Origin of the sequence: Streptomyces sp. NPDC051569, assembly GCF_044454085.1 — a bacterium.
GTDB lineage: Bacteria > Actinomycetota > Actinomycetes > Streptomycetales > Streptomycetaceae > Streptomyces.
In genome coordinates this window covers 486,136-498,439 of sequence record NZ_JBITDJ010000002.1, presented here as the reverse complement: position 1 = coordinate 498,439, position 12,304 = coordinate 486,136, and the positions used below count along the sequence as shown (strand labels likewise).

Annotated in this window: 12 protein-coding genes; 7 read left to right on the top strand and 5 right to left on the bottom strand. The window is 70.6% G+C overall.

Annotation, left to right across the window (positions count from 1 at the left end; genetic code table 11):
- Positions 1-785: 785 nt before the first annotated feature.
- Positions 786-1,253 carry an NUDIX hydrolase gene (locus ACIBAE_RS05185; RefSeq protein WP_399282577.1) on the top strand — a complete coding sequence of 156 codons (468 nt, stop codon included), beginning with the start codon at positions 786-788 and terminating at the stop codon, positions 1,251-1,253.
- Here the strand turns inward: ACIBAE_RS05185 and ACIBAE_RS05180 are convergent.
- The 3 genes from ACIBAE_RS05180 to ACIBAE_RS05170 all read right to left on the bottom strand — a co-directional run bounded on the left by ACIBAE_RS05180 (position 1,226) and on the right by ACIBAE_RS05170 (position 3,269).
- A complete protein-coding gene (locus tag ACIBAE_RS05180; RefSeq protein WP_399282430.1) occupies positions 1,226-2,044 on the bottom strand; it encodes an SAM-dependent methyltransferase in 819 nt (272 codons plus the stop codon). The two genes, ACIBAE_RS05185 and ACIBAE_RS05180, sit on opposite strands and share 28 nt — an antisense overlap.
- A gap of 119 nt (positions 2,045-2,163) precedes the next feature.
- Entirely contained in the window at positions 2,164-2,397 is a 234-nt protein-coding gene (locus ACIBAE_RS05175; protein WP_399282429.1) for a DUF397 domain-containing protein, read from the bottom strand.
- A complete protein-coding gene (locus tag ACIBAE_RS05170) occupies positions 2,397-3,269 on the bottom strand; it encodes a helix-turn-helix domain-containing protein (RefSeq protein ID WP_399282428.1) in 873 nt (290 codons plus the stop codon). The genes ACIBAE_RS05175 and ACIBAE_RS05170 overlap by 1 nt, the downstream gene beginning before the upstream one ends.
- Before the next feature lie 112 nt (positions 3,270-3,381).
- On the opposite strand from ACIBAE_RS05170, the gene ACIBAE_RS05165 reads away from it, so the two are divergent.
- Positions 3,382-3,846 carry an ATP-binding protein gene (locus tag ACIBAE_RS05165; RefSeq protein WP_399282427.1) on the top strand — a complete coding sequence of 155 codons (465 nt, stop codon included), beginning with the start codon at positions 3,382-3,384 and terminating at the stop codon, positions 3,844-3,846.
- A gap of 112 nt (positions 3,847-3,958) precedes the next feature.
- Here ACIBAE_RS05165 and ACIBAE_RS05160 read toward each other — a convergent pair whose 3' ends face one another.
- A complete protein-coding gene (locus tag ACIBAE_RS05160) occupies positions 3,959-4,393 on the bottom strand; it encodes a protein-tyrosine phosphatase family protein (protein ID WP_399282426.1) in 435 nt (144 codons plus the stop codon).
- Between the two features lie 205 nt (positions 4,394-4,598).
- Here ACIBAE_RS05160 and ACIBAE_RS05155 point away from each other — a divergent pair, with 205 nt between their 5' ends.
- The 4 genes from ACIBAE_RS05155 (at position 4,599) to ACIBAE_RS05140 (ending at position 10,447) form a co-directional block, all read left to right on the top strand.
- A complete protein-coding gene (locus ACIBAE_RS05155) occupies positions 4,599-7,598 on the top strand; it encodes a SpoIIE family protein phosphatase (RefSeq protein WP_399282425.1) in 3,000 nt (999 codons plus the stop codon).
- Positions 7,599-7,877: 279 nt separating this feature from the next.
- A complete protein-coding gene (locus tag ACIBAE_RS05150; RefSeq protein WP_399282424.1) occupies positions 7,878-8,840 on the top strand; it encodes an ABC transporter ATP-binding protein in 963 nt (320 codons plus the stop codon).
- Positions 8,837-9,661, top strand: coding sequence for an ABC transporter permease (locus tag ACIBAE_RS05145; RefSeq protein ID WP_399282423.1), 825 nt, complete (start codon positions 8,837-8,839; stop codon positions 9,659-9,661). Before ACIBAE_RS05150 ends, ACIBAE_RS05145 begins: the two co-directional genes overlap by 4 nt.
- A 63-nt stretch (positions 9,662-9,724) precedes the next feature.
- Positions 9,725-10,447 carry a YceI family protein gene (locus ACIBAE_RS05140; RefSeq protein WP_399282422.1) on the top strand — a complete coding sequence of 241 codons (723 nt, stop codon included), beginning with the start codon at positions 9,725-9,727 and terminating at the stop codon, positions 10,445-10,447.
- A gap of 322 nt (positions 10,448-10,769) precedes the next feature.
- On the opposite strand, the gene ACIBAE_RS05135 is transcribed toward ACIBAE_RS05140, so the two are convergent.
- Positions 10,770-11,231 carry a DUF1772 domain-containing protein gene (locus tag ACIBAE_RS05135; protein ID WP_399282421.1) on the bottom strand — a complete coding sequence of 154 codons (462 nt, stop codon included), beginning with the start codon at positions 11,229-11,231 and terminating at the stop codon, positions 10,770-10,772.
- A 180-nt stretch (positions 11,232-11,411) separates the two neighbouring features.
- On the opposite strand from ACIBAE_RS05135, the gene ACIBAE_RS05130 reads away from it, so the two are divergent.
- A complete protein-coding gene (locus ACIBAE_RS05130; RefSeq protein ID WP_399282420.1) occupies positions 11,412-12,293 on the top strand; it encodes a DNA-binding response regulator in 882 nt (293 codons plus the stop codon).
- Positions 12,294-12,304: the final 11 nt, after the last annotated feature.

Sequence of the window (12,304 nt, the reverse complement as noted above, 5' to 3'; positions counted from 1 at the left end):
CGCACCACCTCTTTCGCCGCCCCGCGCAATCCCCCGATCGAGGGGTCACCCACCTCACGGGTGACGCGGAGGGGCCTTCCCGGGCGGCCGCGCCCATCCCGCACGGCCTCCCCACCGCACTCGAACGTCTGTTCTATGCTTCCCTCCGCGCGCCCCGTTACAGCCTCTTGATCAGGTCCGTTGTCCGGGCGCCCACCTGTACCGCCGTGCCCTCCGGAGGAATCTTGCGCCCTGTCCCCGCCCCCATCGGCGTCACGCGCGGCATGAGCGACGCGCGCGGTCCCGCCGAAGTGGCCGACCCGACCGAGCAGTGCACCTGCGTCATGCAGAATCGCGGCGACACCACCGGGCCGGCCGATGCCGGGGGCCCCCGGGTGCTCGACCTCCGGGACGGGACCGGCTGCTGCGCTTCCCACACCGCCCCGCACCGGCTGCTGGCCGCCCTCGCGCACGAGATCCGGCCGGGCGGGCGGCTCGAACTCACCGTACGGACCGCTGATCTCACCCCGGAACTATGGGAGGACCTGCTGGTAGAGGCCGGGTTCACCGTCGACGAGATGGTGCCTCTGGACGGCGGAGACGCCAGGGACACCGGCACGACAGGCACGACAGGTGCCGGCACGGTGGACGCGGGCACGGTGGACACCGGCACGACGGGCGCCTCAGCCGGTACGGGCGAGCCCGCCGCCACGGACGCCCCCGCCCCCTGCCGGCTGATCCGGGCCCGGCGACGCGAGAGGCCCGCGTACCCCCGCGTCACCAGCCGGCCGCGCGGCACCGGCCGGGTGCCCACTCCGCACGCCACCCTCGGCGTCGGGGTGATCGTCCGGGACAGCGCCGGCCGGATCCTGCTCGGGCTGCACCACGGCGGAACGTGGGAGCTGCCCGGCGGGAAGCTCGATCCTGGCGAGTCCGTCACCGCCGCCGCCGTACGCGAACTGCGCGAGGAGACCGGGCTGCGGACCCACGAGCGGGACGTGACCGTGTTCGCGATGCTCCACGACGAGACCGGCGGCCTGACCCGCGTATCGATGGCCGCCGTGGTCACCGTGTACGACGGCGTGCCCGTGGCGGCCGAGCCGGAGCTGATCCGTGAGTGGCGCTGGGCCCCGGTCGACGAGCTGCCGAGTCCGCTGTTCGTGCCGTCCGCCCAGATCCTGACGGCGTGGCGGCCGGGGCTCGACATCGACCATCCGCCGGCGCACCGCCTGCCCGTCGCCGGGGGTCACGGCTTGCGGGCGACACCCGCGTAGATCGAGACCGCCGCGTCGCTCGCGCCGGGCAGGGCGGTACCGTCCGGGCGCCAGTTGTGCGGCACCGCGAGGCCCGGCTCGACCAGCTCAAGGCCGTCGAAGAACCGCAGCACCTCGTCCCGCGAGCGCACCTGCGCGGGGATGCCGCCACTGCGGTAGACGTCGACGACCCTCGCCCACATCTCCGGGGCGAAGTCAGGCGTGCAGTGGGAGAGGACCAGGTAGCTGCCGGAGGGCAGCGCGTCGAGGAGGAAGCGCACGGTGTCGTACGGCTGGAACTCGTCCGGGACGAAGTGCAGCAGCGCGTTGAGGGACAGCGCGACCGGACGGGTCAGGTCGATCGTCCGGTGCAGCTCCTCCGACTCGACGATGGTCTTCGGGTCCCGGACGTCGGCCTGGATGTACGTGGTGCGCCCCTCGGGGGTGCTGCGCATCAGGGCCTCGGCGTGCCGCAGGACGACCGGGTCGTTGTCGACGTAGACGACCCGGGAGTCCGCAGCGGCCTCCTGTGCTATCTGGTGGAGGTTGGGGCGGGTCGGGATGCCCGTCCCGATGTCCAGGAACTGGCGTATCCCGGCCTCGGCGGCGAGCCAGCGGGTCGCGCGGTGCATGAACAGCCGGTTGGTCCTGGCGCAGGTCTTGATGGTCGGGAAGACCGACTCGACATGGGCGGCGGCGGCCTTGTCGACCTCGTAGTAGTCCTTGCCCTGGAGGTAGAAGTCGTACATGCGCGCCGGATGCGGCTTGGTGGTGTCGATCTCGTCGACCGACGGCTGGTCGAGGTCCGTCATGCTGGTCCGTCTCCGTTTCTCGGATTCTCAGATTCTCGGATGGTGAGAGGAATAGTCGGGGCGGGGGTCGGGGGCGGGGGTCGGGGGCGGGGCTCGCCGGCACCGCACACCACCGGGCGCTACAGGAGGAAGTCGGCGAGGCCGTTCTTCGCGCCCTCGACGAAGCCGGCCATGGCGGCCGTGGTGCAGATGAGGGCGGGGCCCGACGGGTCCCGTGACTGACGGACGGCGATCCGCCCGCCGCCCACCTTCTTCGTCTCGACGCAACTGCCGCCGTTGGGGCCGCTCCAGGGCTTCTCCCAGCCGTCCGCGCCCAGCTGGTCGGCCGGCATGCCGTTGAAAATGTCCCGCATCAGAGCTCCTTGCGTATTCCTTGGAGGAAAGCTCTTGTCTCCGCGACGGGTGCCGCCCGGGCGGACATGTTGTCCAGGACTTCCAGATAGGCGGCGACATCGGGGCGCTGGTCCATGTAGACGGCGCCAGTGAGGTTCTCGGTGTAGACGACGTCGGGCAGTTCGGCCATGTCGAACCGGAAGAGATGGAACGGCCCGAACGCCCCGAGGTGCGGGCCCACCGCGAACGGCATGATCTGGAGCGTGATGTTCGGCAGAGAGATCGCTTCGAGCAGCCGATCGGCCTGGGCGCGCATGACGCCGGGGCCACCGACGGGCCTGCGCAGCACCGCTTCCTCCATGAGGATCCACAGAATCGGCGCGTTCGATTTGCTGAGGAGCTGCTGGCGTTTGACGCGCAGCGCGACGCGGCGTTCCAGCTCGTCGGCGTTGCGATGGGCGCCGGCCCGGAGCACCGCGCGGGCGTAGTCCTCGGTCTGCAGCAGACCGGGCACGTAGTGGGGTTCGTACGTCCTGATCAGCGCGGCCTCGTCCTCAAGGCTGACGTACGCGCTGAACCAGCCGGGCAGGGCATCGCGGTAACGGTGCCACCAGCCGGGCTTGTTGGCGGCCTTCGCCAGCTCGACGAACTCCTCGGCCTCGCTCCCCCCGACTCCGTACACCTGGAGCAGCAGCCGTACATAAGGGAGCTTGAGGCTGACCTCGGAATTCTCCATCCGGCGAATCGTCAGCGGGGTGACGTCCAGGATCTTGGCCGCCGCCTCGCGGGAGACGCGCGCTTTCTCACGCAGCGCGCCGAGCCTCTTGCCGAGGACGATTCTCAGGACCGTGGGCGCGGTTCCGGTACGGACCGTTTCCTGCCGTGCGCTCATCTCCCGCAGTGTGGCAGGTAGTTGATGATCGATCCAGGGTCAGTTGTGAGCATTTTGAAATTATCAGATCGATCAGTTGCGACCTGAGAGCACCCGCGCCCATAGTGAGCGCGTGGCGTTTATCACGGATCACCGTGCACACGAGCAACTTCGTTCGGCGGCCAAGGAGTTACCGGGCCAGGGCCATGGGAGCGACGCCTTCACCCTGCCCAGCCGGCGGGATTCCGTCGCCGGGGCGCGGCACCGGGTCCGTACGGAGCTGGAACGGCGCAACGTGCCCGCCGAGTTGTGCGACCACGCCGTTCTGGTGCTCTCCGAACTGGTCACCAACGCCGTACTCCACGCCACCGGCGCGGTGATCGGCTGCGAGGTCCGGGTCACGGCCGACCAGGTACGACTCGACGTGCACGACCAGGGAACGCGGGACGGAGTCGTCGGCCCCCGACCAGCCGACTCCCGCGCGGAGAGCGGGCGCGGACTAATCCTGGTGGACAGCCTGGCCGGCGCCTGGGGCGTCGTCACTCACGAGAACGGTGCCGGTCGCACCGTATGGGCGACGCTGCCCCTGCACGGCTGAGGCCGGCGAGCCACCAGGCCCCGTCCCGACCGGCAGTACAGGGGTCTGCCGGTCGGTCGACGGGTGCCATGCCCCGGCGGCGGCAGTGGCCACCGGCGCGACCGGCGACCGGTCACGTCCGCCCGAAGCGGGCGACGAAGCGGCGCTGCCAGGGAGTCTCCACCGCGTGTGCCGCGTAGTGCCGCCGGACGTAGGCGACCGCCTCGCCGTTGGGCACCCCGTCCAGTACGGCGAGACAGGCCAGCGCCGTACCGGTTCGTCCGCGTCCGCCGGCGCAGGCGATCTCGACGCGTTCGGCCCCGGCCCGCTCCCACGCCTCGCGCAGCGCGTCCCCCGCGGCGGTGCGGTCGGACGGCAGTCGGAAGTCGGGCCAGCGAAGCCAGCGAGCCTCCCAGGGGACCGAGGGCGGCTCGTGGCCCAGCAGGTACAGCGCGAAGCCGGGCACCGGCCCCGCCGGCACGGGGTGCCTGAGCCCCCGGCCGCGAACGAGCCGTCCGGAGGGCAGTCGCAGCACACCCGCCGCGGCGGGCTCCCAAGCATGGTTCACGCGGCGAGCGTAGCCGCCCGGCCCCCGGACGGGCATCGCCCGGTGCGGGCCGCCTCGCGCTGATCAGCGGCGGGACCGACAGGCACGTTCCCGCCGCTGATCAGCGCGCACCGAAATACCCATAAGCTTAAATGGGTATGTAAGGGGTATAACGATCAGCCTGGACCATCACGTCCTTCACACGCTCCCACCGGGAGGTGAGCGAATGGCTGAGCAGCTCGTCATGGACGACGCCGGAGCCCAGCGTCTGCGCATGATCATCGAGGCAGGTGATGAGCTGGGGGGTGCCGACCTGCTCGGTTTCGCGCTCGACCACGCCGTCACGGCGCTCGGCGGCGTGGGCGGCATGGTGCACCTGCGCATCCCCGGCGGCCAGGGGCTCCGCCTGATGGCGGTGCACGGGCTCGCCCGTACGATCGCGCAGACCTGGGACGGGATCGAGGAGACCGGGCCCACCGCCCCCGCCCGCGCGGTGGCCGAAGGGATGACGGTCTGGGCGCCCGGCCACAACGGCGAGCACACCCCCGGCGGCGGCGAGCACACCCCCGGCGGCGAAGATCCGCTCCCCGGCCTCGCCCCGGGGCGCCGCCCGCAGCGGGTGGCGCCCCGGGCGTGGGCCTCGGCGTTCCCGGCCGGAGGCGGATTGCTCGCCGTCCCGCTCGTGACTCCGGGCGGCGTCGCCGGTGTGCTGTCCGTGATGACAGCCGCGGGTGAGGGACCCACGCCCCGGGACCGGGCCGTCGTCGAGGCGCTCGCCGCCTGGGCGGCCGTACGCCTGCGGGAGTTCTCGGCGACGCCACGGCAACCCGAGGGCGGGGAACCGTGGGACCAGCCGCCCACCACCCCGCTGCGGCAGGCCCTGAAGGCGATCAGGGTGGGGTCCTGGGAGTGGGACCTGGCCACCGGGGACCAGCTCTGGGACGAGTCGACCCTCGCCATCCTGGGGATGGATCCGAAGGACACGAAGCAGCACTTCGATGCCTGGACCGGCCGGGTCCACCCCGATGACCTGCCGTGGATGGTCGTCGAGATGGAGCAGGCGATCCGCAACCGCAAGGTGTTCGGCGTGGAGTACCGGGCCCGCCGGCAGGACGGCACCACGATCTGGATCAGCGCGCGGGGCAAGGTCCTGCTCGGCGACGACGGCGAACCCGTCCGCATGGTCGGGACGGTGTGGGACACCACCGAGAGCCGGATCGCCCGGGATTCCGTGAGCCGCGCGCTGCGGCACATGAGCGACGCGTTCCTCGCCATCGACAAGGAGTGGCGCCTCACGTTCGTGAACGTCGAGGCCGAGCGGCTGCTCGGCGGCAACCACGCACTGGTCGGGCAGAACCTGTGGGACGCCTTCGCGAGCATCGACGTCGATGTCGAGGGACTCGGCCTGGAGTCGAACTACCGGCGGGCCGCGGAGACCGGCGTACCGGTCGAATTCGATGTGCTGTGGCCCCTTGACGACCGCTGCTACCACGTACGACTGGTCCCGGTGCCCGACGGACTGACGGTGTACGCCACCGATGTCACCGAGAGCCGCTCGCGCGCCGCCGAGCGTGACGCGGCGGAACGGGCGGCCGCCGAGCGCACCGGCCGGGTCGCGGAGCTGACCAACGCGCTCGCCGAGGCACTGACGATCAGCGACGTGGTGAAGGCCGCCGCCGAGCGGGTGCTGCCGCTGTTCGGCGCGACCGGCCTCATGGTGCTGTTCCTCGAAGGCCGGACGATCCGGATCGCCGGGGTCGTCGGATATCCGCAGGAGTTCCTCGACGGTGTGGAAGGGCTGTCGATCGACGACATCGGCAGCGTCGAGGAGGTCTACCGCACCAAGCGGCCGGTGTTCCTCGACGATCCCAAGGCGTACGTGGCCCGTTACCCGGACCTCGGCTACGCTCCGATCGCGTCCGGCAAGCGGGGCTGGGCCTTCATGCCGCTGATCGCCTCCGGCCACACCATCGGCTGCTACGTCGTCTCCTTCTCCGAGCCGCGCCACGTGAACGGCGAGGAACGGGCGCTGCTCACCACCCTCAGCGGGCTGGTCGCGCAGGCCGTCGAACGGGCCCGGCTCTTCGACCGGGAGCACACCCGGGCACAGGCGCTCCAGCGTGGCCTGCTGCCGCACGCCCTGCCGTCGCTGCACGCCGTCACGGCCGCCGCGCGCTATCAGCCCGCCAGCGAGGGCATCGAGGTCGGCGGTGACTGGTACGACGTCATTCCCCTGTCCGGTTCCCGGGTGGCGCTGGTCATCGGCGACGTGATGGGGCACGGGCTGTCCGAGGCCGCCACCATGGGCCGGCTGCGTACCGCCGTGCACACACTCGCCGATCTGGAGTTCCCGCCCGCCGAACTCCTCAGCCGCCTCAACGACCTGGTCAACGACCTCGGGGACGACTTCTACGCCACCTGCCTGTACGCGGTGTTCGACCCGGTCCTCTCCACATGCACCTTCGCCCGCGCCGGGCATCCCCCGCCGGCCGTCGTGCACCCGGACGGCACCGTCGAGTTCCTCGGCCGGTCCCCCGACCCGCCGCTGGGCGCCGCCCGCCCGCCGTTCGAGACCACCGAGGTGAAACTGCCCGAGGGGAGTCTGCTGGTTCTGTATACCGACGGGCTGGTGGAATCCGTCACCCGGGACATCGACCTGGGCATGGAACAGCTGGCCACCGCGCTGTCCGGGGCGTCGTCCGCCCGGCACCACGGGGTCCGGAGCGAGAGCGATTCGCTGGAACGCATGTGCGACGACGTACTGGCCGCGCTGCTCCCGGAGAAGGAGCTCACGGACGACGTCGCGCTGCTCATCGCCCGTACGCATACGACAGCCCCATCGGACATCGCCGCCTGGCCGCTCTCCGACGGGCCGATCGCGGCCGGCGAGGCACGCGACCATGTCCGGGAGCAGCTGGCCGACTGGGATCTCGACCTGCTCACCATGACCTCCGAACTGCTGGTCAGCGAGCTGGTCGGGAACGCCATCCGGTACGGCAAGGGCCCCATCGGGCTGCGGCTGCTGCGCAGTGAGGGGCTGATCTGCGAGGTCTCCGACGGCAGTCTGACCACGCCCCGCATCCGCCACGCCTCGGACACGGACGAGGGCGGGCGCGGGCTGCAACTGGTCGCCGCGCTCTCCCAGCGCTGGGGGACGCGCTACACCGCCACCGGGAAGTGCATCTGGACCGAACAGCAGGTGCCTGACCTGTCGGACCTCGGGTAACACCTGACGGGATCCCGGGTGACACCTGTCGGACTTGTCGGCCCCGGGACCTCCGCTGACGCCTGTCGGCCCTGTCAGCCCCGGGCTGATGTCAGGCCGACGCGCTCCGCGCCCCGGCCTGACATCTGTCGCCACTCGCGTCCCGCCCGTCATCGGACTTCCGCAAACGGCCTGCCGCGCGCGCGGACCGGCCGTAACGTCACCGACGGCGCCGGGGCCGTCCGGGCCCGTGGGCGCCCGTCGGAAGGAAGACACAGTGAAGATGCCGGAGCCCGTACGGTGACCGCGGTCGCCGTGGACGGCCTGCGCAAGAGTTACGGGGACCACGAGGCGGTGGGCGGGGTCAGCTTCAGCGTCGAGCGCGGCGAGATCTTCGCCCTGCTGGGCCCGAACGGCGCGGGGAAGACCACCACACTGGAGATACTCGAAGGCTTCCGGAGCCGCGACGGCGGGACAGTGGAGGTGCTCGGACGCGATCCGGGCCGCCGCGCCGACAGCCGCTGGCTGCGCCGGCAGATCGGCCTCGTCCTCCAGGACATCGCGGTGGAACCATATTTGACGGTCCGTGAGACGATCGCGCGGAACGCCGGGTACTACCCCTGCCCCCGCGATGTCGGTGAGGTGATCGACCTGGTGGGCCTTACCGAGAAGAAGGGCGCCAAGGTCAAGGATCTCTCCGGCGGCCAGAAGCGGCGGCTCGACCTGGCGCTCGGGATGATCGGGGACCCTCAGCTGCTCTTCCTCGACGAACCCACCACCGGTTTCGACCCCAGCGCCCGGCGCGGCGCCTGGGACGTGGTGCGGAACCTGCGGGACGCGGGTACCACGATCATGCTCACCACCCATTACATGGACGAGGCGCAGGCGCTCGCCGACAACGTCGCGGTGATCGCCGCAGGCCGGATCGTCGCCGAGGGCACCCCCGCGACCATCGGCGGACGCGACAGCGCGCGCACCCGGATCAGCTTCGCGATGCCGGCCGGCGCGGTCGCCTCCGATCTTCCGCTGACGGTGACGGCGATCGAGGCCGGGACGGTGACGGCGGAGGTCGACGACTCCACCGCGGCGCTGCACGAACTGACCGGCTGGGCCCTGCGGCGCGACACTCCGCTGGAGCGGCTGACCGTCGACCGGCCAAGCCTGGAAGACGTCTATCTCAGCCTGACCGGCGCCCACGCCGCGCAGGAGGAATCCTCGTCGTCGCCCGCCCGGCGGCGCCGCCCCGGACGGAGCCGCTCATGACCACCGTCGACACGGCCGGCACCCCGGCGACCGGCTCCGGCGAGGCCCGCCCGGAACGGAACGGCGACTTACGCCTGCTGCTCCATCAGATCCGTTACGAACAGCTGTCGTTCTGGCGGAACCCGCAGTCGATGGTCTTCACCTTCGTCCTGCCCGTCCTGATCATCGCGATCTTCGGCGCCGTCTTCAGCGGCAGCGACAGCGACAGCGACCCGTTCTTCTTCGGCCTGTCGGGCATGCAGTACTACACCCCCACCATCGCCGCCGTGTCGGTGCTCGGCGCCTGCTACGCGCAGCTGGCCATCGTGCTGGCGATGCGACGGCAGTCCGGCATCCTCAAACGGCTGCACGCCACCCCGCTGCCCGCCTGGATCTACTTCGCCGGGCTGCTGGTGCACTGCGTGATGGTCAGCGTCATCGATGTCGCGCTGATCATCGGGGTCGGCACGTTCTACGACGTACCGCTGCCGACCCACTGGGGCGCGGTCGCCGTCACGCTGCTCCTGGGCGCCGCGAGCTTCTGCGCGATGGGTGTCGGGGTGGCCTCGCTGATCAGGAATTCCGAGGCGGCACCCGCCGTCGTGCAGTTCATCCAGTTTCCCCTGGTGTTCATCTCGGGCAGCTACTTTCCCATCCACTCCGGCGTGCTGAACGACATCGCGGGGCTGCTGCCGGTGAAGCCGTTCAACGACGCGATGCTCGCGCCGTTCGCGCAGAACGCCGGGTTCCAGTGGAGGGAGCTCGGCATTCTCGCGGTCTGGGGAGTGCTCGGCGCGCTGCTCGCCGTACGCCGCTTCCGCTGGAACCCGAAACCGGAGTGATCTCGGGTCCGCCCCACAGGGCCGGGCGCCCCGTCCCCCCGCACACCAGAGGAGCACCGTTCCATGCGAGCCACCCTCCAGCAGCTGTCGGACCGGTCGTCGGACCGGCTGTCGGACCAGTCGTCGGACCAGTCGTCGGACCAGTCGTCCACGGACAGCCCGGCAGGCGAGTGGGAACTCGACCCCTCGGCCGGGTCGGTCACCTTCACCGTCCGCCATCTCTTCTTCCGTACCGCCGCCGGCACCCTCCCGGTGCGCTGGGGCTCGGCCGAGATCGGCGGCGGGCGGACCGTCGAGCGGCTTGAGGTGGTCGTCGATCCGGCCGGTTTCGACACCGGCAACCCGAACCGGGACACGGCGGTGCGCGGCCCGAGGTTCCTTGATTCCGCGACCTTTCCGGAGATCCGCTTCACCGCGGGCCCCCTCGTGGCCGGGGGCGGCGGCTGGGAGATACCGGGACAGCTGACCGTCAGGGGCACGGCACTTCCGCAGTCCTTCACCGTGGACACGGCGGCGAGCACCCTGGACGCGGCGGCGGGACGGATCGAGGTCCACGCCACGGCCGAGATCGACCGGCACGCGTGTGGTGTCGGCGCGAAGAGCGCGCTCGTCGGGCCCCGGCTGAGTGTCCGGATCAAGGCGGTTTTCATCCGCCGGAGTCTCGCTACCGGTCAGCGCGGCAACTCCGGCCTCCGTGGCCGGGAAGACGTCAGCGAGCCGGCAGGCTCCGGCCGGGCCGGTTCTGGGGCAGAAATGCCACACCGCGCACGACCCTCGTACAACTGACGCCGGTAATTCGACGAGAAGTAGATTTTTCGTTCGCGCTGTTACGTTTCCGGATCACGAGGCCCGAGCACCGATCCGCTTTCCCCGGATGCCAGGACCTCAACTGCTGTGGCGCGAAATCACTCGTGCCATCACGGCGTCAGGGTGCTTGCCGGAAGCGGAAGTTCATATTCCTGTGAACCTGGTTCCGATTTTCCCGTCAACCGGCTGAACCCCTGCCCGGGCGGCCGGGTCAGGGGCTGGGACATCAAGAGCCGGTGAGGGGCAGGGGGATGGGGAGCCGGGGGGGCGGGGGTTTGTGGAGGACGGTCGTGGGGTGCGGTCAGGACAGTGCGGCGCTGACTATCAGGACGAAGGCGGCCACCGAGAACAGCGTGCGCACGAGGTGACAGGCGTTCCAACGGGACTCGAAGGCCGCGCGCGCCACACTGTCGGGTCTGGAGGTGGCCGCGGCGAGCGAGTTGTTGAGCGGGACATTGCCGCCGATGGTGACCAGGTGATTGATGATCGCGCAGACCAGGCCGGCCACCAGGAGCCATTTCTGGTTGTCGGACCGGCCTTCGACGGGGACGGCGAGAGCCGCCGACGGAAAAGCGACTATGGCGAAGAATGTCAGGAGGAAGACAGGACGGGGAACGAGCTCATTGATCCTGCGCATGGCCGGGACGAACTGCTCGTCCGTCAGCCGGGCAAGGGCAGGCATGATGCCGGTCTGGAAAATAAGGAAGTAACCCGCGAACAGACCCGTGGAGATCGCGGAGAGAGCGAGCAGCAAAGTGGCCATGCCGAACATCATGGCGCACTGAATACCCGGTGCGGGACTGTTCTTGACAGCTTCTCGATCACCTTGGCAGTTCGTGGCTTTTCGTCTCGGGAATGAGCGGGAACGGGGTCGCCGAGACCCTGGCATGGAGTCGCCACTCTCTGAACTGGCACTTGTCACGGTGCGCAATCATGTGAGTACATGGAGTGGCGTACGACTCCGATGGGGATGGCGGGGGTGGTCAGCGTGGGGGATTTATCAGGATCTGTACTCAACAGGTCGACGCTGTCGGTAGGTGTGGCGCGGGAGGACGTGGTGGACACGCTCCATCCGCCCGGCCGGCCGATCCGAGGTGTGCGGCAGGTGACGGCGACGCTGACCGCTCTGGTCCGCTCCGCCCGCCGTGAGCTGCTCGTCTTCGACGACCCGGGCGGCTGCCTGGGCCAGGGCATCCCTGAGCCGTTCCTCGAATTCGCCGGCACCTGCGTGCGCTCGGCGGGCGGGCGCACCTGGCAGGACGGTTCCGGCACCGGCTCCGGTCCCGGCTCCGGCCTGGGCCTCGGCTCCGCCACCGGAGCCGGTTCCGGTGGCAGAGGGCGGGGGCGGCCGCCCATGGTCAGCGTCCGCCGGATCGTGCCCCGGCACGGGCTGGCCGGGCTCCCCCGTCACCTGCCGCACGAGCTCCCCGGCCGGGCGAGACAGACGGACTCCATCCCCTTCAAGCTGATCCTGGTGGACCGGACGGTCGCCGTGGTCCCCATCGATCTGCAACTCCACTACAACGGACTTCTGCTGATCCGGGATCCGGTGATCGTCCAGTCCCTGGTCCGCACCCACCAGACCTGGTGGGAGAGCGGCGAGGACCTTCCCACGGCAGCCGCCCCTTCCCCGGGGGCCCTCCCGGCCCAGCTGCGGCCTGTGCTGGAGGCTCTGCTGGCCGGACTCACCGATGAGACGGCGGCGACCCGGCTGGGCATGTCCAACCGCACCTACAGCCGCCGGGTGGGCGACCTGCTCACCGCCCTCGGCACCACGAGCCGCTTCCGGGCGGGTGCGGAAGCGGCTCGACGAGGCTGGATCTAGGCTCTGTCCGG